The organism is Halalkalicoccus sp. CG83 (genome assembly GCF_037081715.1).
GTDB classification, from domain to species: domain Archaea; phylum Halobacteriota; class Halobacteria; order Halobacteriales; family Halalkalicoccaceae; genus Halalkalicoccus; species Halalkalicoccus ordinarius.
In genome coordinates this window covers 278786-303033 of sequence record NZ_JAZDDH010000001.1, presented here as the reverse complement: position 1 = coordinate 303033, position 24248 = coordinate 278786, and the positions used below count along the sequence as shown (strand labels likewise).

Here is a 24248-nt window from a genome sequence, read left to right as displayed (position 1 = left end):
CCCGTTCGCTGCCGAGACCCGCGTTCGTGGCCGTCGGAACGGACGGCCGACCGGTAACGGACGGTCCCCGACCCGAGTCGATCGCCTCGACGCCGAGCGCGGACCCGATCCGGCTCAGCCGAGCACCATCGCCCGCACGCTGCCGATGCCGAGCGCCTGCGAGCGCCAGCCGTCGCCGGCGTCGACGAACAGTCGGCCGTCCTCGGTCGCGAGGTAGAGCGCGTCGGCGACCGCGAGCGCCGCCGGCGTCGCGGGACGGTCGATCGGTCGCCACCCGTTCTCGCCCCCGTCTCCGTCGCCGCCGTTGGCGTCGTCGCCGCCCCCGAGAACGAACGGCCGATCGTCACCGATGGCACAGGCCCGATCGAGCGTCCCCGGCGACGAGCGCCGGTCGGCGGCGACGAGGTCGAACGCCCCTTCGAGTTCCACCATCCAGCCGTTGCCGAGCCGATAGAGGGCGTCGGACGTGGCCGCGAGCGGCACGCCCGGCGTGGAGACGTCGCTGACGTCCTCGAGACCGACGTGCTGCAGCGCCGTGCCGGCGCGGTAGACCCCCTCTGCGGTGGCGATCAGGTCGCCGTCGATCGCCCGGACCTCGCTCGTGGTGCCGAGGTCGGTCCAGCCGTCGTTCCCGTATCGGGCAACGCGGCTCTCCCCGCCGTCTGGTCCGGCCGCGATCGGGGCGTCGCTCCCCCCGATCGCGTGGGCGGGCCCGAACCCGGTTTCCTCCTCGCCGAGCAGGACGTCCTCGTCGGTCGCGACCGCGAGACGGCCGTCGACGACGGCGAGGTCACGCGCGACACAGCGGCGCTCGAGGCCGAACGTCCCGATCCGGTCGGCGGCGACCGCCACCCGGACGACGCCGGCCTCGGTCGCCAGATAGACCGCGGTGTCGCCGCCGCGCTCGCCGAAGACGCGCTTCTCCTCGATGGTGCTCATACCCGGGTCTCGCGGTCGACAGCCAAATGACTGTTCCGGAACCCCTATCCCCGCCGGCTTCCGAAGCGTATGCGATGGACGTGTTCGGATCGAGCGGGACACGGGGGGTCGCGAACGAGGAGATCACGCCGACGTTCGCGCTACAGGTCGCGGCCACCGCCGGGGCGGTCTGGGACGTCGACCGGGTCGCGATCGCCCGCGATACCCGTAACACCGGACCCATGCTCGAGCACGCCGCGACGAGCGGGCTCCAGAGCGTCGGAACCGACGTCGACCGGCTAGGGGTCCTCCCGACCCCCGGCGCGCAGGCGTACGCCCGCCGGGAATCGGTCCCGGTGGTGATGATCACCGCCTCGCACAACCCGCCCGAGTACAACGGCATCAAGCTCATCGGGCCGGACGGAATCGAGCTCTCGGTCTCCGAACTGGAGGCCGTCGAGGAGGCGTTCCTCGCCGACGGCGTCGAATCGACCTCCTGGGACGACGTCGGCCAGGAGCGCCGGATCGACGACGCCGCCGATCGCTACGTCGAGGGGGTGCTCGAGGCGGTCGATCGCGGGCGGATCGCCGACGCCGACCTGACCGTCGCGATCGATCCGGGCCACGGCGCGGCCGCGTCGACCAGTCCGGAGCTGTTCCGCCGACTGGGCTGTCGAGTCCTCACGATCAACGCCCAGCCCGACGGCCGGTTCCCGGGACGGAACCCCGAGCCCGTCGAGCGTAACCTCGGTGACCTGGGTCGGCTGGTCGCGACGAGCGACGCCGACGTGGGGATCGCCCACGACGGCGACGGCGACAGGGCGATCTTCTTCGCCGAGGACGGCAGCTACGTCGAGGGCGACGCGGCGCTCGCAGCGCTGGCGTCGGCGGAGCTCTCGGCGGGCGATACGACCGTCGCCGCGGTGAACGTCTCCCAGCGGCTGGTCGACGTCTGTAACGATACCGACGCGATCCTCGAACTCACGCCGATCGGTAGCACCTACATCACGAGCCGGATCCAGCAACTCCGGGCGGAGGGCGTCTCGGTACCGATCGCCGGCGAGGGCAACGGCGGGATCTACTTCCCGGAGTACAGCCTCGCGCGCGACGGCGCCTACATCGGGGCGCGCTTCCTCGAACTCGTCGCTGAACGGCCCGCGAGCGAGGTCATCGCGCCGTTCGGCGGCTATCACAACGTCCGCCGGAAGCTCACCTACGCCAGCGACGCCGAGCGGACGGCGATGCTCGAGGCCGTCGAGCGCGTCGCCGAGGAGTCGGAGGCGTCGCTGAACGCGACCGACGGCGTCCGCCTGAACTACGACGACGGCTGGGTGCTCGCCAGACCCAGCGGTACCGAACCGGTCGTCAGGATCTACGCCGAGTCCCGCGAGGAGCGCCGTGCCGAGGCGCTTGCCGACCGCCTCTATGACGCCGCGAACGAGGCCCACCGGTCGGCGTAGTCGGAACGAACGCGAACGCGTTCGGGGCCGAACGTATAACGGATCGCGGCGAAAGATCGGGTACATGAGCGAGGAGACGCTGTACGAGCGGCTGGGCGGAGAGGACTCGATCGAGGCCGTCGTCGAGCGCTTCTACGAACACGTGATGGCGGACGACCTGGTCAACGACTACTTCGAGGACGTCGACATGCAACGCCAGATCGCCCACCAGACCCAGTTCATCAGCGCCGTCACGGGCGGGCCGGTCGAATACACCGGCGAGGACATGCGGACGGCCCACGAGGGAATGGGCATCACCGAACCCGAGTTCTACGCGATCGCGGACCATCTCGACGCCGCTCTCGCGGAGTTCGACGTCCCCGAGGAGGACCGCGAGACGGTGCTCGAGGAGATCGCGAGCTACGAGGAGGCGATCGTCGGCGCGTAGCGATCGAGCGCCTCCCGTAGGCGGGCGCGTTCCTCGATCGCGGCCTCCCTGTCCGCGGCGACCGCGCCGTTTCGGAGGCGCCGTCGCTCGCGAGGATCGAGCCTGTCGCGGGCCTCGGCGGCGCGGCGGAGCCGTTCGTAGTCGGGATCGCGCGTCAGCGTCCGGACCTCTCGGAGGCGAGCGATCGTCTCCTCGGGCGCGAACCGGGCGATCACCCCGCGAAGCTCCCGGAGTCGGAACCGAAGCACGTCGGCGGGCGGCGGTGGCCACCCGATCAGAAACGGCGTCGCGTCGATCCGCTCGAGCGCCGTCCGCCGGGTCGCGACCGCCCGCTTGAGCGCGTCGGCGTCCTCGACGTAGTGATTCAGCTTCGAGCGCGAGTAGTCGGCGTACTCGAGCAGCCGCGGGATCGGCTCGGACCCGACCGCGGCGTTCGCGATGTAGCTCCGCAGGTCCGCCGGAACGTCGGGCGTCTCGACCAGCGGGTACCAGTCGGCCCGGTCGAGGAACGCGACGACCTCGCGGGCGCTCGCCCGCGAGCGGTAGTCAGCGAAGTCCGCCGCGACCGCGTCGTCGTAGCCGTCGATCGGAACCCGGAGGTCGTTTACGGGGGCGTCGAGATCCACCTCGGAGAGCGCGAGCAGGTGGTCGTACTCGGCGATCTCGTCGTCGAGCGCCTCGATCCGAGCTTCGGCCGCCCGCCGCGCCTCTCGCAGTCGCTCACGGGCGGCCCGCCGTTCGTCCAGCCGCTCGACGCTCTCCTCGACCGGCGCGAGGAGCTCGCGCGCCCGCTCGAAGTCGGCCTCGTTCAGCCGGCGCTTATCGAAGACGTCCTCGACCTCCTCGAACGTCGCCCGGTGGGGGAGGTCCTCGGGGAGACCGGAGACGAGGCCGTCGAGCCCGCCTCGGAACTCGACGAACCCCCCGAAGTCGCCCGTTCCCGTCGCCCGATCCTCGTAGCGCTCGAAGAGGTCGTGCAGGCGCTCGTGAGCGTTCGCGAGCTGCCGTAGCTTCGACTCGCCGAACTCCTCGACGGCCTCGAGGGCGCGTTCGTGCCCGGCGTGGGCGTCCGCGAGGTCCGATTCGGGCCCGGGTTCACTCATACACGTCGTCGGGATCGAACACCCGCTCGCCGACGTTCTCGCCGTCGAGGGTGCGGTAGAAACACGAACGGTGGCCGGTGTGACAGGCGCCGCCCTCCTGTTCGACGCGGTAGAGCACGGCGTCGGCGTCGCAGTCGACGCGGATCTCGCGGACGCGCTGAACGTGACCGCTGGTCGTGCCCTTCTCCCAGAGCTCGTCGCGGCTTCGCGAGTAGTAGTGCGCGCGCCCGCTCTCCCGGGTGGCCTCGATCGCCTCGCGGGTCGCGTAGGCGAACATCAACACCTCGTCGGTCTCCGCGTCCTGGGCGATCACGGCCACCAGCCCGTCGGAATCGAACTCCAGGTCGAGGACGTCCCCGTTCGCGTCGGCGCTCATGGGTGGGGCCAGCGTCCGATGGCGAATAGGTCTTCCGTGTCGGACGGGTGACTCATCGCGCGAACCGGGCGCGGTTGCGCCGGTAGAAGACGTAGACGCCGGCACCGACGCCGACGGCGGTCGCGACGAGGCGCGGGCCCGCGGCGACGAACGCCTCGCCGGCCCGCACCGATCCGTCGACGAGCCCCGCTACGTCCACGAGCGCGACGAACGCTGCAGCGACGAGCAGGGCGCTTCCCGCGACGGAAACGGCGTCGAGCACGACGCGGCCCGGCGTGGGATAGCCCGCGTCGTCGAACCCGTCGCCGAGCAGCACCCAGAACGAGGCGATGGTGACCGCGCCGACGGCGCTCGTGACCGCCGTTCCGTAGAGATCAGGCACGCCGAGCGCGGGAAGCAGACGACCCGCGACGACGCTCGCCAGCACGGCGCAGATCGCGACGACGGCGGCGAACCCGACGAGCCGACTGCGGCGGTTCATACCGGGAACGGTCGGCGCGACGGCGATAGCTCTTCGGATCGAGCGGCGTTCTGGACCGGTGCCGAAAACCATGAGCGCAGGGGGGTGCGCTATGGGTCGATCCCCGACACGGAGAGCAACACAGCGGGGGGCGCTGTATCATCGGTCGGGACGACCCACGAGATGGCATACCAGCGACGACCACAAGTAGCTACCCACCGGGACGTGTCGCACGGCGTGCGACATACATACGCGATCCGAGGTCATCGGAGCTCCTCGGCGGTGACGGCCCGCGCCGCCGATCGGTACTCCCGGTAGACCGCCCGGACGCGCTCGCGAAAGGACTCGTCACCGCCCTCGAAACAGGCGACGAACTGTCCGGCGTCGTCGTAGGCGCCGACGAAGGCGATGTCGTCGAACAACGAGAGACCGAACGAGAGGGAGTCGGGGTGGACGTACAGTTCCAGGGTGTCGGTCTCGATGACGGTCGCGAGCGCCTCCGGGTAGCCCGTCCGTGACGTCGAGAGCGCGTCCTCGTCGATGACCAGTTCGGCGTCGACCGCCGTCGAGATCAGCGCCTCGTGTGCGTCGTTGAACACGGGGCTGACCACCGGCGTGATCCCGCGGAACGTCGTGCTGTCGACCTCGGCGACGCGATCCGAGTATCGACGCAGCGGCGCGTGGGGGTCGTGTCGGGTCGCGGTCGTGATCGTGACGGTCTCCAGGTCGTCGGGAACGAGCGTCAGTCCGGCGTCCGCGAGCGCGTCGAGGAACCGACCGTACTCGTCGGTGAGGTGGGCGGTCGCGGCCAGATCGCGATAGCGGTGGAGGAGCAGCCGACCGCCGAACGAACAGCGATAGCCGTCGTCGGTGCGGACGACCCAGCCACGCTCGACGAACGCCCGGAGGTTGCGCTGGATCGACGACCGGGACATCGGGAGCGTCTCGGCGAGCGCCGTGGGCCGGGCCGGTTCCTCCTCGAGGGCCGACAGCAGACGGATCCGGTTCTCCGAGGAGGTGAGAAACCGGATCAGTTCGTCCGCCGAGGACATGTCGTTACAGGGATGAATCGTCCGTGATATATAAACACGTCGTCGTCGATTCAGACGAGTCCCACGGCTCCGAGCGCGGCGATCAGGAGGTCGCCGTAGGTCAGCCCGATCGCCAGTCCCACGAGGATCGGGACGAGAAACGGTATTCCGGGGGAGACCCACGCCCGGTCGCGGGTCGTGAGCAGTTCCAGACCCTCGCGAAGCCCCTCGGGGGTCGTGCCGTACGCCGATCCGACGTCCGTGAGAAAGGCGTCCGCGCCCCAGTCGTCGGAGGCCGAACGGAGGCCGCCCGATCCCGACGACGGCCGCTCGCGGTCGGTTCGCCCGGCGCCGTCGGATCGGAGTTCCGAGGCGGCTGGTGATTCGCCGCCCGTCGCGACCGCGCCGTCGCCCGCGGGCAGGGGCTCGGCGGGTAGCGAGTCGGGGCGACGATACCGGTCGGGGTCGCCCCGCAGTTCGGCGAGCGTCTCCCCCCGCCAACGGAGGTACATCCGAAGGGCATCGAGGTCGAGCCCCGATCGGACGAACCCCGATCGACCCTCGAGCAGCCGACCGTGGGTCCTCGGGAGTTCGTCCCAGGCGACGGGCCGGCCGACGGCCATCAGCGGCGTGAACCGGCCCGCGACGGCGTTGTGCAGCGCGAGCCAGAGGGGGTAGCACGCGCCGACGAGCACCGTGTTCGAGAGGATCGTCAGCGCGAACGCGCCAGTGGGCGTCGTTCGGAGGGGAACGGTTACGGCGCCCACGTCGTAGACCGGGAACGTCGGAAACAGTACGGCGAGGACGATCAGCGCCTTCGCGTCGGCACCGCCGAACGCGCCGAACCGCCAGAACAGGTAGGCGGCGGGCACGACCACCAGCAGGCTGATCGCCGTACCGACGGCGAACAACACGAGGTCGAGACCGCCAGCCGCGAGGGCGTTCGCCCCGTCCCACACCAGGAGAACGACCCCGAGTGCGGCGAGCGGCAGCCACGTTCGACCGGGAACCCGCCGGATCTCGACGTCGCGCCAGGCCGCCCAGGCGAGGACGGGAAGTGCGAGAAGCCGCAGGAGATCGGGAACGGAGGCGATCACACGCCCACGGGGACCGTACGAGGGTGAATGTCTTCCGGTGGTCTCGCGAGGGATGGCGAGGGTCGGGACTCGACGGACCGCTCAGGTAACGGATCGGGTAGCGTCCGCCTCCACGTCGACGCAGACGAGGGCGACGGATCGGAGCACTGGACTTCGCAGGTCCCGTTCGATGAGAATCACTGAGGGCCTCAGCGTACGCGCTCGTGAGGAACGGCACCGCTCGCGGAGGGCCGTATCGGTACGGTCGACGAACGTCTCCCCGGAGAAAGACCGCGAAGAGAAGTCGCGAAATGCGGCGTGGGGCCCGGGACGGGCCCGTCTCCGATCAGATGACGCGGTTCTGCAGGTAGTCGAGGTGCTTTGCGTTGTAGACGATCCTGACCTCGTCGGCGTCGGGCGAGCCGATGCAGGTGAGGCGGACGTTCTTCTCGTCGACCTCCTCGTCCGAGAGGATCTGCTGCATGTCCATCTCGATCTCGCCCTCGTAGAGGATCGCCGCGCAGTTCGCACACGCGCCGGCGCGGCACGAGAAGGGCCAGTCGTAGCCCTGGGCCTCGGCAGCCTCGAGGATGTACTCGCCCTCGTTGACGTCCAGCGAGCCGTAGTCCTCCTCGTCGAGGCCGGCGTCGGCGGCCTGGTCGAAGAGGTCGTCGTCGTCCATCTCCCAGCCCTGGTCGTCCAGCACTTCGTAGTTCAGGTATTCTACTGTTGGCATCACCCAATCGTTCGACCGCCTACCTGTTAGTAGTTGCTGTTTGTGAGGTCAGCGCCTAATCGTCCGTTTTAGAGGGTTTTCGGCCTCGAAGCGACTCTCTTCGGATCGGATCGCTCCGTAAATTTGGCCGGCCAAAAAGTAGAAAGATAGCTCCGCGTCAGCCGTTCACACGCCCCAGATCGCGGCGATGCCGAGCGTCGTGACGACCGCGAGCACCAGCTGGAGGGGTGCGCCGACGCGGAAGAAGTCGGTGAAGCGGTAGCCCCCGGGACCGTAGACCATCAGGTTGGTCTGGTAGCCGATCGGGCTGAGGATCGCCGTGCTCGCGGCGAAGGTGACCGCGAGGACGAACGCGAACGGGTCGGCGCCGATTCGGATCGCGGCGTCGACGCCCACGGGGATCATGAGCACGACGCTCGCGTTGTTGCTAATGACGTTCGTCAGCAGCGCGGTCAGCAGGTAGAACACGCCCAGCACGGCGATCGTCGGGAGCGTCGCAGAACTGGAGACGACTAGCGCGGCGATCCACTCGGCTCCGCCGGTGCGTTCGAGCGCGATCCCCAGCGGGATGACGCCAGCGAGCAGGAAGATCACGCTCCAGTCGATCCCCTCGTAGACCTCCGCGGGCTTCAGACAGCCGGTAAGGACCATCGCGACCACGCCGCCGAGCGCGGTGACGAGGATCGGCGCCACCTCGAGGGCGGCGAGCACGACCACGCCGAGGACGATCGCGAGCACCACCGGGATCTTCGAGCGGCGGTACTCCGGCCGGTCGACCTCGCCGGAGACGACGAACCCGCGGGCGGACTGCAGCCGGTCGAGACCGTCGCCGGCGGCCTGGACGAGCAGCGTATCGCCGCCGCGGAGTCGGACGTCCTCGAGACGACGTTCCACTGGTTCTCCGCTCCGCCGTAGCGCGAGGACGGTCGCGTCGTAGCTGTCGCGAAACGATCCCGGCGTCAACCCCTCGCCGATCGTCGAGGTCTCGGGCATCACCATCACCTCGACGAGCCGCTCGTCGGTGGCGCGCTCGAGATCGGCGTCGGTCACCGGGCCGGGCCGTAGCGAGAGCCCGCGGACGTCGAGCAGTTCGAGCAGCCGCCGGCGGGGCGTCCGGACGACGAGCACGTCGGCGGCACGGACCGTCTTGTTCGCGAGCGGCTCGCCGAACCACTCCCCGTCGCGGACGAGCTGGACGATCTCGACGTCGTCGAAACGGGGATCCGTCCGGACCTCCTCGACGGTGCGTCCGGTGAACGGCGACTCCGCCCCGACGGCAACCTCCGTCAGGAACGCCTCGGTCTCGTACTCCTCGGTCAAGGGCTCCTCGGGCCTCACCCGCTCGGGGATGAGCCAGGGACCGACGACGATGAGGTAGAGCCCACCGGTGACGAGGACGATCGCGCCGAGCGCGGTGAACTCGAACATCGAGAACGGCCGGCCGATCAGCCGCGCGGAGACGTCCGAGGCGAGGATGTTCGTCGAAGTGCCGATCAGCGTGAGCATCCCCCCGAACATCGAGGCGAACGAGACGGGAATCAACAGCCGGGACGGCGAGATTCGGGCGCTTCGCGCGAGATCGCTCGCGACGGGAATCATCACCGCGACCACCGGGGTGTTGTTGATGAACCCCGAGGCCAGCCCGCTGACGCCGACGATCGACGCCAACGACCGGCGCTCGCTCCCGCGAGAGACGCTGATGAGCGCCGAACTCAGGACCTGAACCGCTCCCGACCGGCGCACGCCCTCGCTGATGACGAACATCGCGAGCACCGTGATCGTCGCGGGGTTGGAGAAGCCCGAGATCCCCTCCTCGGGCGTGATGGTCGTCCAGGGTTCGAGCACGATCAGCGTCACCATCGCCACGAGGGCGGTGGCGTCGGCGGGAACCGGTTCGGTGACGAACAGGAGAAACGCCAGCAGAATGATCCCGAAGACGACGAGCATCTCCGTCGTGGGCGGCTGGCCGGCGACCTGCGGGAGGACGACCTTCATGACGACGTGCCGGCCGACGGCCTCGGACGATATGAACGTAGGGCTTACCGACGGCGGGCCGGCTCGGACGACCGCGATCGGCGACCGGTGACTTTAGGCGCCGCCCCGCCGAGCGGGCGGTATGGCTGGTTTCGACGCCTTCGAGGTGGTCCCGGCGGTCGACGTGCAGGACGGCGAGGTCGTCCAGCTGGTACAGGGAGAGCGCGGCACCGAGAAGCGCTACGGCGACCCCGCGGAAGCCGCGCGCCGGTGGGTCGGCGAGGGGGCTCGAACGCTTCACCTCGTGGATCTCGACGGCGCCTTCGAGGGCGAGCGCAGGAACGCCGCCGCGATCGAGGCGATCCTCGACGCGGTGGACGCCGAGGTACAGCTCGGCGGCGGGATCCGAAGCGCGAGCGAGGCGACCGACCTGCTGGAGCGCGGCGTCGACCGCGTGATCCTCGGGACGGCGGCGGTCGAAAACCCCGAGATCGTCGAGGAGATCGCCGAACGGTACCCGGAGGGCGTGGCGGTGAGCCTCGACGCGAAGGACGGCGAGGTGGTCGTCTCGGGCTGGACCGAGGGGACGGGACTGGATCCCGCCGAGGCCGCCGCGCGCTACGAGGAGTTGGGCGCGGGGACGATCCTCTTTACGAACGTCGACGTCGAGGGGAAGCTCGAGGGCGTCCGAACCGACCCCGTCCGCCGGATCGCCGACACGGTCTCGATTCCCGTGATCGCGAGCGGCGGCGTGGCGAGCGTCGAGGACGTCCGCGCGCTGAAGGAGGCAGGCGCGGCCGCCGTCGTCGTCGGCTCCGCGCTCTACGAGGGTCGCTTCACGCTCGAGGAGGCGGCCGCGGCGGTCGAGTAGGGAGCCGCGGAGCGCAATCGCCTTGTGGACGGCGCGAGAGCTACGGGTATGAGCGACCGGACGGCGGCCGTCACCCGCGAAACCGCCGAGACCGAGATCGAGTGCACGCTGGACATCGATGGCGACGGCGACTCCGTCGCGGAGACCGGCATCGGTTTCTTCGATCACATGCTCGAGGCGTTCGCCACCCACGGACTGTTCGACCTCACCGTCCGGTGTGACGGCGACCTGGAGATCGACGACCACCACACCGTCGAGGACGTCGCGATCACGCTGGGCGAGGCGTTCGACGAGGCGCTCGGCGGGAAGGCGGGGATCGTCCGCTACGCGGACCGACGGGTGCCGCTCGACGAGGCGGTGGCGAGCGTCGTCGTCGACGTCAGCGGACGGCCGCGCTTCTACTTCGACGGCGAGTTCTCGCAGGACGCGGTGGGCGAGGTCACGAGCGACATGGCGAGACACTTCGCGGAGTCGCTCGCGATGAACGCGGGGCTGACGCTCCATGCGGCGGTCGAGGGCGAGAACGCCCACCACGAGATCGAGGCGCTGTTCAAGTGTCTCGCCCGGGCGCTCGACGACGCGACGCGGATCGACGAGCGACGCGGCGGAACGCCGAGCACGAAGGGACGGCTGTGATGTTCGACGAGATCATGGAGAAGTTCGAGGGCTCGCCCAGCCAGCAGGCGGTGATCCGACTGCTGCTCGAGCGGGGGTTCTCGGTGAACGACGAGGGTCGGGTCGTCTCGGGGGGAATCGAGATCCCCAACACGGGGATCGCCCGCGAGATCGACGTCGACCGACGGGTGGTCGACTCGACGACGGACGCGATCCTCGCCGACGAGGAGCTCAGACGGATCTTCCAGAACATCTCGCAGATCCCCAGCCTGATGGACCTCGCGCCGGTGCTCGACCTCTCGACGCTCACGATCGCCGTCACCGACGCCGGCCAGGAGGGGATCGTTGCGGCCGTTACGGGCCTGCTCGCCGAGGAGGGAATCTCGATCCGCCAGACCGTCAGCGAGGACCCCGAGTTCACCGACGAGCCACGGCTCCACATCGTCACCGACGAGCCGATTCCGGGCGGCGTCCTCAACGCGCTCCGCGATCTGGAGTTCGTCCGGAAGCTCGAGCTCCAGTGATCAGGGCCAGAGCCCGCGAGCGTCGTGGGCGGCTCCGAGACGTTCGAGCGCCAGCACGTAGGCGGCGTCGCGCCACGCGAGGTCACGACGCTCGACGCGCTTTGCGACCGCGCTCCACGCACGGAGCATCTCGGACTCGAGCTCCTCGTTGACGCGGTCGAGCGTCCACGCCCGGCGGTTGATGTCCTGGAGCCACTCGAAGTAGCTCACCGTGACGCCGCCGGCGTTCGCGAGGATGTCGGGGATCACGGGAACCGCGCGTTCGCGTAGGATCGAATCGCCCGCGACGGTGATCGGACCGTTCGCCCCCTCGACGACGAGGCCGGCCTCGATCGCGTCTGCGTTCTCCGTCGTGATGACGTTGCCGACAGCCGCGGGGATCAGGACGTCGACGTCGAGTTCCAGCAGCTCGTCGTTTCCGATCACGTGATCGGCGACTCGCGTGACGGCTTCGGGCTCCTCCTCGTGGGTGGGGATCGACGCCGTATCCAGCCCGTCGGGGTCGTGGGCCGCACCGTTGACGTCGCTGACCGCGACGACCGACGCGCCCCACGAATCGAGCAATCGAGCGGCGTTGGCCCCGACGCTGCCGTAACCCTGAACGGCGACGGTCGCCTCCTCGATCGGCAGGTCGTAGTACGTACAGGCCTCGCGCGCCACGATCGCCACGCTTCGGCCAGGCGCCTCCTCGCGGCCGTAGCTCCCGCCGATCACGGGCGGCTTGCCCGTTACGACGCCGGGCGTGGTCTCGCCCTGGAGCACGCTGTAGGCGTCCATGAACCAGCCCATCGTTCGGGCGTCGGTCCCCATGTCGGGGGCCGGAATGTCGTGCATCGGGCCGACCGTGTCGCGAAGCTCCTGGGCGAACCGCCGGGTCAGGCGTTCGATCTCCCCGGAGCTCAGCTCCTTGGGATCGACCACGACGCCGCCCTTCGCACCGCCGAACGGCAGATCCATCACCGCGGTCTTCCACGTCATCCACATCGACAGGCCGATACACTCGTCCTCGGTGACACCGGGGTGATAGCGCATCCCGCCCTTGAACGGGCCGCGGACGCTGTCGTGTTGGGCGCGATAGCCCGTGAACACTTCGAGGGAGCCGTCGTCGCGTTCGACCGGGAGCGACACGCGCTGGACCCGCGCCGGGTGGTTCAACCGCTCGACGACCGCCGGATCGATCTCCAGGTGAGTCGCCGCCCGGTCGAGCTGGCGGCGCGCGGTCGCGAGCGCCGTCTCCGGTTCGTCGGCTCGCTCCTCGACAGTGGGGACGCTCACGGTCACTCGAGCGAGGTCGCGCGGTTGCGCAGCGGATCGTCACACCGGGGGCACGACCCCGGATGCGAGGTGTCGGTCACGCGGGCGCCACACGAGAGGCACTCGTAGATCGATTCGGCGTCGGGATCCGACGCGACGTCCCACGTCGGGTTCGGTGAGGTGTCGTTCGCCGTCATCGGCGCGCAATACTTGCCGGACGCCGAAGTGCATGAGGGTTCAATAGAGAAGTTAGTGGGGGACCCTCACGCTTCAATAGTGAAGTATCCGTCGAACAACGCTCCGAAGATCTTGTGCTGGACGGTCCGGTTGAGCTGGTAGAACGCGGAGGGGGAGACGTCGAGCGCGTCGGCGACCGCCTCGCCGGAGCAGGCACGGGGCGACTCGTAGAATCCGCTGTGGTACGCCAGCCGGACGGCCTCCAGCTGGCGGTCGGTGAGCCGATCGAGCAACGCCGACCGCGTGTGTCCGTCCGCCCGTTCGGATCGATCCCGTTCGCGCTGAGCAAGCAGCGTCGCGTCCGGATACCGCTCGGTGATCACGTCGTCGACGGTCCGGACGTCGGTGGGATTCGAGACGTCGACCGTGAGTCGTGCGCTCGCGCGGTCGGCGCTGGCACGGAGGGAACGGAGGGTCGCGCCACGATCGGCCAGCCGGGTCGCGACGAAGGGGGGAGCCAGACGGAGTCGAAGGACGCCGCCGTCGGCGCGTTCGACCAGCGCACGCGCCTCCTCGATCGCGACCGTCTCGCCGGCGGCCGCGAGGACCCGATCCAGCGGCACGCCCTCGACGGCGACGAAGGCGAGTACGCCGTCCTCGACGCGTCGAACGCCGCCGTCGAGGGCGACCTCGCAGTCGGCCGCGAGCGCGAGTGCGAGCAACGGACAGGGCTCGGATCGGGTCTCGTACTCGAGTTCGGTGACCGTCTCGTTCAGCAGGGCGTTTCGCTGTTTGACCGCGGTGAGCGCCGCCGCGATAGTGTCGGCGAGCTCGAGGAACACCGTCCGGGCCATCGCGTCGAAGGCGTTCGCCTGGTCGGCGTACACCGTCAGTACGCCGTAGGAGAACCCGTCGTGACGCAGCGGCACGCCCAGGATCGACTGGTAGCCGCGTTCGAGCGCTGCCGCCCGCCACGGCGCCTCACGGAAACCCTCCGCGACGTTCTCGACCGCCACGGGCTCCTCGTCGCGTATCGCGCGAACCGCGGGTTCGTCGTCCTCGAGGGAGACGGCGTCGAGGTACGTACGGCCCTCCCCGGCCCATTCTCTGGGAACGACGGCGCCGTCCTCGAACTCGCCGATCCACGCGAACCGGAACCGGTCGTCGGTCGTGAGTCGATCACAGACCGCTCGTTCGATCTCCTCGCGCGTCTCGGCGCCGACCAGCGCCCCGTCGATCTCCCGGATCACGTCGTTGATCCGGTTGAGACGCGAGAGCTCGCGGTTTCGCGCGCGCAGCTCGCGGTCGCGCTCGTGGAGGGCGGTCTCCCGTTCGACGCGGTCGAACGCCGCCTCCGTGGTCGCCGCGAGCAGGTCGGCCAGTTCCTCGGTGATCGCGTCGAACGCGCCGTCCGACTCGGCGAGCAACACGCCGTGGTCGCCCAGTGGAACTGCGAGCAGGGGGCCGTCCGAGACGACCCGTCCCTCGAGGAACGCACGGCCGACGGGGTGGTCGTCGCCGAGGCGAAGCGAGTCGGGCGCGCGGCCCTCGAGGAGGGCGTCGGTCGTCGCGGCCGGTTCGAGGGAGTTCTCCTCGTCGTCGAACAGATAGCAGCCGATTCCGGCGGCGTCGAGGACGTCGGTCGCGTCCGAGACGACGATCCCGGCGATCTCGCCGTACCCCTCCGCGTACAATAGTTCGCGCGCGGTGCCGTGCAGCGTCGAGAGCGCCCGCTCGCGCTGTTTGCGAGTGGTGACGTCGCGGCAGCTGTAGAGCGTCGTCCCGCCCTGGATCGAGACGCGCTTGACGTTGACCAGGAGGGAGTGTTCGCGGCCCGCCCGGTCGGCGGCCGTACACTCGACGTTGGTCAGCACGCCCCGCTCGCGGAGCTCCTCGGGATCGAACAGGTCGGCGCCGAGCAGCGCCTCGATGGTGCCCAGCTCGCGGATCTCCTCGACGGTGTAGCCGAAGATGAAGTGGACGTTGGGGCAGATATAGGTGAACCGCCCCTCGTCGTCGGTGACGAGTACCGTGTCGGTCATGTTGTTGAGCGTCACCCGGTGGAGCTCCTCCGAGCGCCTGAGCTCGTCGGCGAGTTCGGCGCGCTCGGTGACGTCGACGGCCGTCACCAGCAACGAGTCCGTATCGTCGACCGGTCGGACGGCCAGCTCGACCGTCGTCGGGGCGCGGCCGTCGCCGCAGTCGAGGGTCAGCGTCGAGGGCTCGCCGTCGGCGGCACGCTCGATCGCCTCGCGGAGCCGGTCGCGATCCGCCGACCCCCACCAGGGGCGCTCCCAGAGGGGTCCGTTGTCGGACTCGTCGGAAGCGAACGCACGGGCGGCGTCGTTGGCCCGCCTGATCCGGCCCGCCGGCGAGAGCAGCCACGTCGCCGACAGGGGATCCGAGAACAGCGCTTCGAACTGGTTAGCGCGCCGGTCTCGCTCCTCGCGGGTTCGTTCGGCCTCGATCGCCCGCGCGGTTCGCTCGCGGAGCTCGGCGGGTGTGGTCGATCCGGCGGGGAGGTAGTCGCTGACGCCCGCCCCGATCGCCTCGCTCGCGCCTTCCTCGTCGCCCCCTTCCGCGTAGAGGACGACCGGGAGCGTCGGGAAGTCCTCACGAAGGGCCCGGAGCAGGTCGAGACCGTCGCCCGCCGGAAGCGAGAGCCCGCTGATCACGCAGTCGGGCCGGCCGCTTCGAACCCGACCGAGCGCCTCCTGCGTCCCCGAGGCGACCGAGAGACGGGGGGTGTCGAACGCCTCGCGGACCGTCGCGAGCCACTCGTCGTCGCCGACCAGCAGGAGCCGCGGTGGACCGGTATCGGAGGACGTCATCGGCCTCCGTAGTCGTCGGGGCGTATAAACGCCGTCGGCGTCACCGACGGAGCGTCCAGCGAACGACCCTCACGGGTACCGGCGAGCGTCGCGTCACCCTCTCCGTGAGTCATCAGAACGCGTAGTGTTCTGATTGGCTCGAAGATCACGTATGCGATCTTCCAACGTTCCCGAGCAGGACTTCCGTGGCGCCCCGGCGGCCGTGAGCGCCGATGACGATCCCGTCGAAGTCGTTCTCGGCGGTGTGGGCGACGATCGCGCGGTCGGGTCGACCCTACTCGGTCGCGGTGTCGATCTCGACGCCGTGCTCGCCCGCGCGCTCGGTGGCCTCCTCGAACGGCCGCTCCGCGCGCTTCTCGAGGTTCGCGTATCAGTCGTCGAGGCGATCAGGAAAGCCGTCGCGCTCCTCGTAGTAGCCGAACGGATCGAGCACGAACGGGACGGTGATCTCGGCGTCGGCGAACGCGGTACAGGCGTACTCCAGCGCGGCGTCGGCGTGGGGCGAGCCATCGATCGGGACGAGAACGCATCGGGTCAAGGAGAGGGATGAACGCCGGCGGACGTACATCGACGTGGCGATCCGTGATCGGCGTCCCGAGGGCTCAGTCGTGGGGGTGGAACCGCCGGATCGCCTCGCGAACCGCGTCCTTCCGCCCGAGGAACGTGACGTGGTCGCCCCGTTCGAGGACGGTGTCGCCGTCGGGGACGTGCGAGCTCCCCTCGCGGCCGATCATCGCGACGATGCAGCCGTCGGGAATGGCGGATCCCACCTCGGCGATCGTTCGGCCGGCGAACTCGTCGGTCGTCACCTCGATCTCCTGAACGTCGTGTCCCTCGCCGAGCTGGTTCATCCAGGCGTCGAGCGCCGGCCGCTCGATTCGATTGTCCAGCGACCAGGCGGTCGCGAGCGAGGCCGAGACCACCTCGACGTCGAGCGTATCGAACGCGGCGACGTTCTCCGGCCGATTCACCCGCGCGAGCACCCGCTCGACGCCGAACTTCGATCGCGCGAGCTGGGCGATCAGCAGGTTGTCGTTGTCGTCTCCGGTCGCGGCCACGACGATCCTCGCGCGATCGATGCCGACCTCGCGGAGCAACGCAGACTCCGTGGCGTCGCCCTCGTAGGCTGTGTAGCCGGCGTCACGGACGCGCTCGACCGTCGACGGGTCGTCGTCGACGATCACCACGTTCTCGCCTCGATCAGTCAGTCGGTCGGCGAGCGCCTGGCCGACCCGTCCCCCGCCGGCGATGATCACCGTCATGGGTACCACGTCGAGGGCGTCCGCGATCTGTCTGGCGAATCCGGCCTGGAGCACCACCGTGACGAAGATGATGAGGAAGACCGTCCCCACGAGCGTCTCGGCGGCGGCGGCGTCGCCGACCGCCTCGAGCTGGATGGCGAACAGCGTCGCGACGCTCGCGGGGATGATGCCGCGCGGCCCGACCGCGCTCAGGAAGAGCCGCTCGCCCCGGGTGAACTGCTCGCCGCGAACCGAGAGGAAGACCAGCAGCGGCCGGACGATGAGCGTCACGAGCGCGACGACCGCGACGCCGCCGAGCCCGAGCGCGAGGATGGCGTCGAACTCGATGAGCGCAGCCAGCGCGATGAAGACGAACGAGAGGACGAACGTCGTGAGCGCCTCGGTGAACGCGGCGATCTCCTCGCGGTGGGGGAGGTCGGCGTTGCCGAGGAGGACGCCGGCGATGGCGACGGCGGCGATGCCGGCCTCGCCGGCGATCCCCTCGGCCCCGGCGAACGCGGAGAACACACCCGCGAGCACGATCACCCGAGTGAGTCGGGGCGCGTTGGTCGGCGAGAGGTCGAGGTGGCCCAGCGCGTACCAGATCACGCCCGCGACCCCCCCTCCGACGAGGACGCCGACGGCGATGCGCTGGAGGAAGGCGACGACGAGCGCCGGCCCGAACAGCGCCTCGACGACCAGCATCTCGAAGATCACCACCGCGAAGACGGCGGCGGTGACGTCGTTGATGATCCCCTCGGCCTCGAGGGCCGCCTCGACCTGGTCGCGGACGGTCACGACGTCGAGGATGGGGGTGATGACGGTCGGCCCCGTCGCGACCAGCAGCGCGCCGATCAGGAACGCGATCTCCCAGCTCGTCTCCAGGAAGAGGCGGACGGCCACGGCCGTCCCGACCAGCATGAACAGCGCGCCGACGGTGACGAGCCGGAGCGTCGCCCGAGGAGCCCGACGGAGCTTCGCGAGGTGCAGGTGAAAGGCACCATCGAAGAGGATGACGGCGACGCTGAACGCCACGACGGTGAACAGCCCATCACCGAACGTCTCGCGGGTGACGAGTCCGATCCCCTCGGGGCCGAGTACGATCCCCGCGACGATCAGGAACAGGACGCTCGGCACCCGATATCGGTCGGAGAGGACCTGCGCGACGACCCCGAGCAGGACGATGACCGCGGAGACCGTCAGGATGGCGTCGGACACGACCTCCGTAGGCGTGCGGGCTACATCAACCACCCGACGCCGCGGGTCGAACGGCGTCGAGCGGATCGACGCGGAATCGGCGTAACGAGCGAGCCATCACGGACGTGCCGCCGACCGACGGAGCCTTGCGGACGGCGACCCGATTTCCGGGGAATGACGGCCGAGGTCTACCGCACCGTCGCCGAACGGGCGAGCGCCGCCTTCGAGGTGCGAGGTTCCGAGTTCATCGGCCACGTCGCCCCCGCGGGAACGGTCGAGGACGCGGAGGCGTTCGTCGCCGAAGTCGAAGGGGAGTACGACGACGCCACGCACAACGTTCCCGCCTACCGGGTGCGCGCGGACCCGCTTCGCGAGTACACGAGCGACGACGGCGAGCCCTCGGGATCGGCCGGAAAACCCGCGCTGAACGTCCTCCAGGGCGAGGAGGTCGAGAACTGCGTCCTCGTGGTTACGCGCTACTACGGCGGGACGAACCTCGGATACGGGGGACTCGTCCGGGCGTACTCGCGGGCAGCGAGCGACGCGCTCGAGGCGGCGGGGATCCTCGAGGAGCGGCCCCACGTCCACCTGTCGGTCGCCGTCGAGTACGACGACTCGGGGACGGTCAGGGGAATCCTCGAGAGCGCAGGCTGTGAGTTCGACGCCGACTACGGCGAGAACGTGCGCTTCGAGGTCCGCGTTCCGAGCGAGGAGGCCGACGGGCTACGAGACCGGCTTCGCAGCGCCACGAGCGGACGGGCCGGAATCGAGTGAGACCGCAGTCTCCTACCCTCCCCGGGATCCGACGTCGGAAACGAGTGGACGGTGCATCCTCGAACCGAAACGCTATTCGACATGAGTTATCACGACCCGGATATGAAGACGGTGAACGCCGCCGACTACCACGACCTCGTTCGGGTCTCGGAGCCACGGATCTCGCCCGACGGCGAGCGCGTCGCGTTCGTGCGGACGGTGCCGAGGGACGACGAGCGCTACGAGGCGACGATCCACGCCGTGGCGCTGGGCGGGGAGGAGCCCCGCCGGATCACGCTCGCGGAGGGCGTCGACTCGGAGCCGTGCTGGAGTCCCTCGGGCGACCGCCTCGCGTTCGTCAGCACGCGCGGCGAGGACGACCGCCCGCAGCTCTGGGTGCTCCCGACCGACGGCGGCGAGGCCCGCCGGGTGACGAACGTCGCCGGCGGCGTGAGCGCGATCGGCTGGAGCCCCGACGGGGAGCGGATCGCGTTCGTCCAGTCGAGCACGCCAGCCGAGCGCGAGGAGGGACGCGATCTCGGGATCGATGACGCCGACTACGAGCGCGAGTCGCCGGATCCGCGGGTGATCGACCGGCTGATCTACCGGGCGGACGAACGATACTTCGACGGCGGGCACAGCCACGTCTACACCGTCGACCTCGCCGATGACGAGGTCACGCGTCACACCGACGGCGAGTACGACTACGTCTCGCCCGACTGGGGCGACGCCGACACGCTCTACTACGCCGCGAAGCGCACCGACGACCCCGACGACAACACGGTGTACGACCTCATCGCGGACGACCTCGCCGGCGGGGCGGAGACGATCACGCGGACGACGGCGTGGGAACCCGGGCTCGCGGCGACCGCCGGCCGGATCGCGTACCGCCGCAGACCGGAGGAGCGATCGACGCTTCGACAGGTCGAGATCGAGGTCTTCGACCGAGAGAGCGGCGAGACCACCTCGCTCACGGCGTCGCTGGACCGGACGGTCGAGGGTGTTCCGAAGTGGAGCCCCGACGGCGAACGCGTCTACTTCCCCGTGCCGGACGAGGGAAGCGTGACGCTCCGTCGAGTCGCGGCGGACGGGAGCGCAGGAAGTGAGGTCGTGATCGAGGACGGCCACGTCGACGGCTTCGATCCCGGCCGCGACGCCGTGGCGGTCACGAGAAGCGAGTGGGACCACCCCGGCGACGTGTTCGCCTCGACGCCCGCGGGTGGCGAGACCAACCGCCTGACCCGTGTGAACGCCGGCTACCTGGACGACCGGGCGGTTCCACAGCCCGAGGAGCTCCGGTTCGAGAGCGACGGGAAGGAGATCCAGGGGTGGGTGCTCACGCCGCCCGACCTCGATCCCGACGAGTCGTACCCGCTCGTCGTCGAGATCCACGGCGGACCCCACGCGATGTGGTCGACCGGGGGGACGACCTGGCACGAGTTCCAGACGCTCGCCGCACGGGGCTACGTCGTCTTCTGGTGCAACCCCAGAGGATCGACCGGCTACGGCGAGGAACACATGGCCGCGATCGAGCGCGACTGGGGTGACGTTACGATGCGCGACGTCCTCGCCGGCGCGGACCTCGTTCGGAACCGCGCGTACGTCGACGAGGCGAACCAGTTCGTCACCGGCGGCTCCTTCGGCGGCTACATGACCGGCTGGATCGTCGGCCACACCGACCGGTTCGAGGGAGCCGTCGCCCAGCGCGGCGTCTACGATCTCTCGAGCTTCTACGGCTCGACCGACGCGTTCAAGCTGATCGAGTGGGAGTTCGACGCCGTGCCCTGGGAGGAACCCGAACGCCTCCACGAGCGTTCGCCGACCGCCTACGCCGATCGGGTGACGACGCCGACGCTCGTCATGCACGCCGAGAACGATTACCGGGTGCCGATCGGCGGCGGGGAGGCGTTCTATCGGGCGCTGAAGAAGAACGGCGTCGAAACCCGGCTCGTCCGCTATCCGCGCGAGGGCCACGAGCTCTCCCGGTCGGGCGAGCCCGGACACGTCGTCGATCGGATCGAGCGGATCGCCCGCTGGTTCGACGGCTACTCAGACCACCACGACGTCCCGCGCGCGCTCGAGCGCGGCGACGGGGGGTTGTCCGTAGCCGACGAACGCAGGGAGGGAAACGAAACCGAACCTGGTGACGGGGACGGGCCGATCGATCGTTGAAGCAGCCGACAGAACCGCCAAGATTCGGACGGCCCTCGTCCAAACGTGAAACGCAACGTCGGCAGCCTCGATCGTCTCGGCCGTCTTCTCGTCTCGTTCGCGCTGCTCGTGTTCGGCTCCCGAAATCGGGAAAAGACGATCGGAACCCTGGCGTTCATCGGGGGAACCGACCTGCTCGCGACCGTCGTGATCCGGCGCTGTCCGCTGAACGCGCTGTTCGGCATCGACACCTGCGGCTGAGCCGATCCCCCTTGTGCGGGGGCATCGCGGTCTAGCGATCATCGCGGCCGAGCGATCGACCCCCTGTACTTACGTCATCGTACGCCGTCACCGCGGAGTGATATCATGGCACGGACCGATCGCTTTCTGACCGTCGACGGCGTCGAACTCCACTACACGGCCTGGGGCGATCCGGACGACCCGCCGATCGTCTGCGTCCACGGCCTCACGCGGGTCGGCCGGGACTTCGACGCGCTCGCGGTCGAACTCGAGGAGGAGTATTACGTCCTCTGCCCGGACATGCCCGGCCGCGGCTGGAGCGAATGGCCCGCGGATACCACCGCGTACACGAACGAGCGGATGGCGGAACTGCTCGTCGGGTTCTGTGACGAGCTCGGCTTCGAGGAGCTTCGCTGGATCGGCACGTCGATGGGGGGCGGCCTCGGGATAGCGCTGGCCGGCGGGGCGCTGGCCGATCGGATCACCCACCTCGTCGTCAACGACGTCAGCCCCGATCCCGCGAACGACGCGAAGGAGTCGGCGCTCGAACGGATCGGGGAATACGTCGGCGATCCGCCGGTCGTCGATACAGTCACCGAGCTGGAGGCGTACTACCGGGAGATCTACGGCGGGCGATTCAGCGCGATGACCGACGAGGAGTGGACGGCGTTCACCCTCCGGTCGGCGCGTCGAACGGACGACGGCGGCATTACCCGGGCGTACGACCCGCGCATCCTCGAGGGGCTCGAGGCGGGAGTCGATGACGATAACGATGACGGCCCGGACGGGTGGGAGATCTGGGAGGCGATCGACGCCGAACTCATGGTCGTCCACGGCGTGGACTCCGAGATCCTCCCGACGCCCGTCTACGAGGAGATGCTGGAGCGGCGACCCGATGCCGAAACCGTCGAGGTCGACTCCGGCCACGCACCGATGCTCAACACGGCCGACCAGATCGAACCCGTCCGGCAGTTCCTCGAGTAGGGGAGTCTTCGATCCAGCGGAACAGGGCGGGGCGGGACAGGACGGAGCGGTACGGGGGTTCTACCGCCCGACACGCTTCAGCGACGGCCGCGAACCCTGGGGGCCAATCGAGGGAGACGAACGGGGGTCCGGGGTGGGCTTCGTCTCCGCTTTGGGGCCGGATACCTCGGTCCCCTCGTGTGGTTTCGAGGTGAAAGGAAGGGGTTGGTCGACGACGACCTCCACCCCGTCGACGGCGGGCACGGGCTCGGCCTGCATCGTTCGCTGGGAGTCGCCCTTCCTGTCGTCGACCGAGATCGAGACGGTGCGTGCGAGGGCATCGTCGGCCGTATCGGTACGGAGGTCACACGGGGCAGTTCTCGTTCCCGATCCATCGGCGGACTCCCGATAGCCTCGTGCAGGCCGACCACTAGCTACGTCGTCCGGAACGCCCGGTCGCCGGCGTCGCCGAGTCCGGGAACGATGAAGCCGTTCTCGTCGAGGCGGTCGTCGACGCTCACCGTCAGCAGTTCGACCTCGGGGAACCGCTCCGCGACGCGCAGCAGGCCGTCCGGCGCGCTCACCGCCGAGAGGACGAACAGGTGTTCGGGCTCGGGGGCGTCCTCGAGCACCCGCTCGAGCACCGCACACATCGTGCTGCCGGTCGCGAGCATCGGGTCGGCGACGATCACGGTGTCCTGCTCGCGGATCTCGGGCAGCTTCACGTAGTCGATGGAGATGGGAAACTCGCCCTCGTCCATCCCGGCCTCCTCGTCGCGGCCAGCCGAGATGACGCCCTGTTTTGCCCTCGGAAACGCCTTCAGCAGCCCCTCGACGAACGGCGTCGCCGCCCGGAGCACGTTGATGATCACGACGTCGTCGAGACCCTTGACGCGCTCGCCCATCGTCGTCTCGAGGGGGGTCTGGATCTCGACGTACTCGGTCTCCATGCTGCCGTCGATGATCTCGTAGCCACAGATGCGCCCGAGCTTCACGAGCCCCTTCCGGAAGCCGACCTGTTCGGTTTCGACGTCGCGCAGCCGCGAGAGGGTGTCTCGCGCGAGCGCATGGGTGATGACCGACGCGGTGTCGCGGTCCTCGATGGTCATACGAGAGCGACGGCGGTCCGAGTGCCTTAATGTACCGATCCCCAAACGCCGAGCATGCGCGAGGTCGAGGTCTCACGGTTCCTCCGGGCAACGGTGCCCCGGATCGAGCGCGCGCTCTCGCCGGCGACGCTGGTCGAGTACGAGGGGAGCTTCACCCCACGCGAGGTGATCGAACTCGACGACGGGGTCCGGGTGATCGCCGGCGCGGGCGGACTCGAGATCGGGCTGTTCTTCGAGGAGCGCGAGGACGGCTATCGCTACGAACAGGAGGGTGGCGCCGGGCCGTTCGAGAAGATGGAGACGACGATCACCTACGCGCCCGAGAACGAGGGCGTCAGGGTGCGGATGCGCTCGACGGTGACGCTCGATCTCTTCCCCCGGCGGCTCACGGACCGCGTCGCCGCCTGGAAGCGCGAGGCCGAACTCGAACGCGCGCTCGACGCGCTAGAAGCGGAGCTGGGCTGAGGACCCCGGCCGTGTGCGGGTCACGCAGTCCCGTGAAAGGCTTTTGCCGTCGCGTGTGTATCGGTAACTATGAGCGTTCTCGATACGGTGAGGGGACTGTTCGACGGCCCCGAGACGGACGCGACCGCCGAATCGAAGGGCGCCTACTGGTGTGACGACTGCGGAGAGCGGATCCTCGACCTCGACGCCGAGGAGGAGCCGCCGGCCTGTCCGGCCTGTGGGGAGGAGATGCGCTTCGAACGGTCGCCCGACTCCGCGGGCTGTGCCTGCTAGGCCGGTTCGATCTCGGGGGAGTC

At 69.5% G+C, this 24248-nt stretch carries 25 protein-coding genes; 11 read left to right on the top strand and 14 right to left on the bottom strand.

Annotated elements, in window-relative coordinates:
- Positions 1–114: 114 nt before the first annotated feature.
- Positions 115–939 (bottom strand): HVO_0234 family beta-propeller protein, encoded by an 825-nt coding sequence (locus V0Z78_RS01475; protein WP_336342844.1) that lies wholly within the window; start codon positions 937–939, stop codon positions 115–117.
- 74 nt (positions 940–1013) lie between these two features.
- On the opposite strand from V0Z78_RS01475, the gene glmM reads away from it, so the two are divergent.
- Both glmM and V0Z78_RS01465 read left to right on the top strand, forming a co-directional pair.
- Positions 1014–2378, top strand: a complete 1365-nt coding sequence (glmM, locus tag V0Z78_RS01470) for a phosphoglucosamine mutase (RefSeq protein ID WP_336342843.1) — start codon at positions 1014–1016, stop codon at positions 2376–2378.
- 64 nt (positions 2379–2442) lie between these two features.
- Complete coding sequence (locus V0Z78_RS01465; protein ID WP_336342842.1) at positions 2443–2805, top strand: group I truncated hemoglobin; 363 nt, start codon at positions 2443–2445, stop codon at positions 2803–2805.
- On the opposite strand, the gene V0Z78_RS01460 is transcribed toward V0Z78_RS01465, so the two are convergent.
- The 7 genes from V0Z78_RS01460 to V0Z78_RS01430 all read right to left on the bottom strand — a co-directional run bounded on the left by V0Z78_RS01460 (position 2778) and on the right by V0Z78_RS01430 (position 9582).
- Entirely contained in the window at positions 2778–3908 is a 1131-nt protein-coding gene (locus tag V0Z78_RS01460) for a DUF7118 family protein (protein WP_336342841.1), read from the bottom strand. The genes V0Z78_RS01465 and V0Z78_RS01460 overlap by 28 nt on opposite strands.
- Positions 3901–4284, bottom strand: a complete 384-nt coding sequence (gene hisI / locus V0Z78_RS01455) for a phosphoribosyl-AMP cyclohydrolase (protein ID WP_336342840.1) — start codon at positions 4282–4284, stop codon at positions 3901–3903. The genes V0Z78_RS01460 and hisI overlap by 8 nt, the downstream gene beginning before the upstream one ends.
- A 52-nt stretch (positions 4285–4336) precedes the next feature.
- On the bottom strand, positions 4337–4765 hold the full coding sequence (locus V0Z78_RS01450) for a hypothetical protein (protein ID WP_336342839.1): 429 nt from the start codon (positions 4763–4765) through the stop codon (positions 4337–4339).
- 242 nt (positions 4766–5007) lie between these two features.
- Positions 5008–5796, bottom strand: a complete 789-nt coding sequence (locus V0Z78_RS01445; RefSeq protein WP_336342838.1) for a helix-turn-helix transcriptional regulator — start codon at positions 5794–5796, stop codon at positions 5008–5010.
- A gap of 50 nt (positions 5797–5846) precedes the next feature.
- Positions 5847–6872: an A24 family peptidase gene (locus tag V0Z78_RS01440; protein WP_336342837.1), complete on the bottom strand. Its 1026-nt coding sequence runs from the start codon at positions 6870–6872 to the stop codon at positions 5847–5849.
- A gap of 325 nt (positions 6873–7197) precedes the next feature.
- The gene (fer, locus tag V0Z78_RS01435; protein WP_336342836.1) at positions 7198–7587 is read right to left on the bottom strand and encodes a ferredoxin Fer; all 390 of its coding nucleotides are present in this window, start codon (positions 7585–7587) and stop codon (positions 7198–7200) included.
- A 165-nt stretch (positions 7588–7752) separates the two neighbouring features.
- Positions 7753–9582, bottom strand: coding sequence for an SLC13 family permease (locus tag V0Z78_RS01430; protein ID WP_336342835.1), 1830 nt, complete (start codon positions 9580–9582; stop codon positions 7753–7755).
- Between the two features lie 121 nt (positions 9583–9703).
- Here V0Z78_RS01430 and hisA point away from each other — a divergent pair, with 121 nt between their 5' ends.
- From hisA to V0Z78_RS01415, 3 genes are read left to right on the top strand one after another with little or no spacing between them, the layout of a single operon-like run.
- Positions 9704–10432, top strand: a complete 729-nt coding sequence (gene hisA, locus V0Z78_RS01425) for a 1-(5-phosphoribosyl)-5-[(5-phosphoribosylamino)methylideneamino]imidazole-4-carboxamide isomerase (protein WP_336342834.1) — start codon at positions 9704–9706, stop codon at positions 10430–10432.
- A 48-nt stretch (positions 10433–10480) separates the two neighbouring features.
- The gene (hisB, locus tag V0Z78_RS01420; protein ID WP_336342833.1) at positions 10481–11068 is read left to right on the top strand and encodes an imidazoleglycerol-phosphate dehydratase HisB; all 588 of its coding nucleotides are present in this window, start codon (positions 10481–10483) and stop codon (positions 11066–11068) included.
- On the top strand, positions 11068–11571 hold the full coding sequence (locus tag V0Z78_RS01415) for an amino acid-binding protein (protein ID WP_336342832.1): 504 nt from the start codon (positions 11068–11070) through the stop codon (positions 11569–11571). The genes hisB and V0Z78_RS01415 overlap by 1 nt, the downstream gene beginning before the upstream one ends.
- Here V0Z78_RS01415 and gdhB read toward each other — a convergent pair whose 3' ends face one another.
- From gdhB to V0Z78_RS01390, 5 genes are all read right to left on the bottom strand, one after another.
- On the bottom strand, positions 11572–12846 hold the full coding sequence (gene gdhB, locus V0Z78_RS01410) for a glutamate dehydrogenase GdhB (protein WP_336342831.1): 1275 nt from the start codon (positions 12844–12846) through the stop codon (positions 11572–11574).
- A gap of 2 nt (positions 12847–12848) precedes the next feature.
- The gene (locus tag V0Z78_RS01405; protein WP_336342830.1) at positions 12849–13022 is read right to left on the bottom strand and encodes a rubrerythrin-like domain-containing protein; all 174 of its coding nucleotides are present in this window, start codon (positions 13020–13022) and stop codon (positions 12849–12851) included.
- Between the two features lie 66 nt (positions 13023–13088).
- Positions 13089–15833: a bacterio-opsin activator domain-containing protein gene (locus V0Z78_RS01400; protein ID WP_336342829.1), complete on the bottom strand. Its 2745-nt coding sequence runs from the start codon at positions 15831–15833 to the stop codon at positions 13089–13091.
- A gap of 145 nt (positions 15834–15978) precedes the next feature.
- A complete protein-coding gene (locus V0Z78_RS18945; protein ID WP_409338715.1) occupies positions 15979–16053 on the bottom strand; it encodes a hypothetical protein in 75 nt (24 codons plus the stop codon).
- A gap of 382 nt (positions 16054–16435) precedes the next feature.
- Positions 16436–18292: a cation:proton antiporter domain-containing protein gene (locus V0Z78_RS01390; protein ID WP_336342827.1), complete on the bottom strand. Its 1857-nt coding sequence runs from the start codon at positions 18290–18292 to the stop codon at positions 16436–16438.
- A 153-nt stretch (positions 18293–18445) separates the two neighbouring features.
- Here V0Z78_RS01390 and V0Z78_RS01385 point away from each other — a divergent pair, with 153 nt between their 5' ends.
- From V0Z78_RS01385 to V0Z78_RS01370, 4 genes are all read left to right on the top strand, one after another.
- The gene (locus V0Z78_RS01385; protein ID WP_336342826.1) at positions 18446–19045 is read left to right on the top strand and encodes an IMPACT family protein; all 600 of its coding nucleotides are present in this window, start codon (positions 18446–18448) and stop codon (positions 19043–19045) included.
- A 102-nt stretch (positions 19046–19147) separates the two neighbouring features.
- Entirely contained in the window at positions 19148–21196 is a 2049-nt protein-coding gene (locus tag V0Z78_RS01380) for a S9 family peptidase (protein ID WP_336342825.1), read from the top strand.
- 45 nt (positions 21197–21241) lie between these two features.
- Entirely contained in the window at positions 21242–21436 is a 195-nt protein-coding gene (locus V0Z78_RS01375) for a YgaP family membrane protein (protein WP_336342824.1), read from the top strand.
- 105 nt (positions 21437–21541) lie between these two features.
- Entirely contained in the window at positions 21542–22399 is an 858-nt protein-coding gene (locus V0Z78_RS01370; RefSeq protein WP_336342823.1) for an alpha/beta fold hydrolase, read from the top strand.
- Between the two features lie 413 nt (positions 22400–22812).
- Here the strand turns inward: V0Z78_RS01370 and upp are convergent, their stop codons facing one another.
- Complete coding sequence (gene upp, locus V0Z78_RS01365; RefSeq protein WP_336342822.1) at positions 22813–23487, bottom strand: uracil phosphoribosyltransferase; 675 nt, start codon at positions 23485–23487, stop codon at positions 22813–22815.
- A 54-nt stretch (positions 23488–23541) separates the two neighbouring features.
- Here upp and V0Z78_RS01360 point away from each other — a divergent pair, with 54 nt between their 5' ends.
- Complete coding sequence (locus V0Z78_RS01360; protein WP_336342821.1) at positions 23542–23952, top strand: SRPBCC family protein; 411 nt, start codon at positions 23542–23544, stop codon at positions 23950–23952.
- Positions 23953–24021: 69 nt separating this feature from the next.
- Entirely contained in the window at positions 24022–24225 is a 204-nt protein-coding gene (locus tag V0Z78_RS01355; RefSeq protein WP_336342820.1) for a hypothetical protein, read from the top strand.
- Positions 24226–24248 lie beyond the last annotated feature (23 nt).

What these genes read in the sequence shown, in the direction of transcription:
- V0Z78_RS01385 (WP_336342826.1), top strand. Translation starts at nt 18,446, where the DNA reads ATGACGGCCGAGGTCTACCGCACCGTCGCCGAACGGGCGAGCGCCGCC.
- V0Z78_RS01400 (WP_336342829.1), bottom strand. Translation starts at nt 15,833, where the DNA reads ATGACGTCCTCCGATACCGGTCCACCGCGGCTCCTGCTGGTCGGCGAC.
- V0Z78_RS01360 (WP_336342821.1), top strand. Translation starts at nt 23,542, where the DNA reads ATGCGCGAGGTCGAGGTCTCACGGTTCCTCCGGGCAACGGTGCCCCGG.
- V0Z78_RS01445 (WP_336342838.1), bottom strand. Translation starts at nt 5,796, where the DNA reads ATGTCCTCGGCGGACGAACTGATCCGGTTTCTCACCTCCTCGGAGAAC.
- V0Z78_RS01405 (WP_336342830.1), bottom strand. Translation starts at nt 13,022, where the DNA reads ATGACGGCGAACGACACCTCACCGAACCCGACGTGGGACGTCGCGTCG.
- hisB (WP_336342833.1), top strand. Translation starts at nt 10,481, where the DNA reads ATGAGCGACCGGACGGCGGCCGTCACCCGCGAAACCGCCGAGACCGAG.
- glmM (WP_336342843.1), top strand. Translation starts at nt 1,014, where the DNA reads ATGGACGTGTTCGGATCGAGCGGGACACGGGGGGTCGCGAACGAGGAG.
- V0Z78_RS01460 (WP_336342841.1), bottom strand. Translation starts at nt 3,908, where the DNA reads ATGAGTGAACCCGGGCCCGAATCGGACCTCGCGGACGCCCACGCCGGG.
- V0Z78_RS01450 (WP_336342839.1), bottom strand. Translation starts at nt 4,765, where the DNA reads ATGAACCGCCGCAGTCGGCTCGTCGGGTTCGCCGCCGTCGTCGCGATC.
- hisA (WP_336342834.1), top strand. Translation starts at nt 9,704, where the DNA reads ATGGCTGGTTTCGACGCCTTCGAGGTGGTCCCGGCGGTCGACGTGCAG.
- V0Z78_RS01430 (WP_336342835.1), bottom strand. Translation starts at nt 9,582, where the DNA reads ATGAAGGTCGTCCTCCCGCAGGTCGCCGGCCAGCCGCCCACGACGGAG.
- V0Z78_RS01415 (WP_336342832.1), top strand. Translation starts at nt 11,068, where the DNA reads ATGTTCGACGAGATCATGGAGAAGTTCGAGGGCTCGCCCAGCCAGCAG.
- V0Z78_RS01380 (WP_336342825.1), top strand. Translation starts at nt 19,148, where the DNA reads ATGAAGACGGTGAACGCCGCCGACTACCACGACCTCGTTCGGGTCTCG.
- V0Z78_RS01475 (WP_336342844.1), bottom strand. Translation starts at nt 939, where the DNA reads ATGAGCACCATCGAGGAGAAGCGCGTCTTCGGCGAGCGCGGCGGCGAC.
- fer (WP_336342836.1), bottom strand. Translation starts at nt 7,587, where the DNA reads ATGCCAACAGTAGAATACCTGAACTACGAAGTGCTGGACGACCAGGGC.
- V0Z78_RS01355 (WP_336342820.1), top strand. Translation starts at nt 24,022, where the DNA reads ATGAGCGTTCTCGATACGGTGAGGGGACTGTTCGACGGCCCCGAGACG.
- V0Z78_RS01465 (WP_336342842.1), top strand. Translation starts at nt 2,443, where the DNA reads ATGAGCGAGGAGACGCTGTACGAGCGGCTGGGCGGAGAGGACTCGATC.
- V0Z78_RS01370 (WP_336342823.1), top strand. Translation starts at nt 21,542, where the DNA reads ATGGCACGGACCGATCGCTTTCTGACCGTCGACGGCGTCGAACTCCAC.
- hisI (WP_336342840.1), bottom strand. Translation starts at nt 4,284, where the DNA reads ATGAGCGCCGACGCGAACGGGGACGTCCTCGACCTGGAGTTCGATTCC.
- upp (WP_336342822.1), bottom strand. Translation starts at nt 23,487, where the DNA reads ATGACCATCGAGGACCGCGACACCGCGTCGGTCATCACCCATGCGCTC.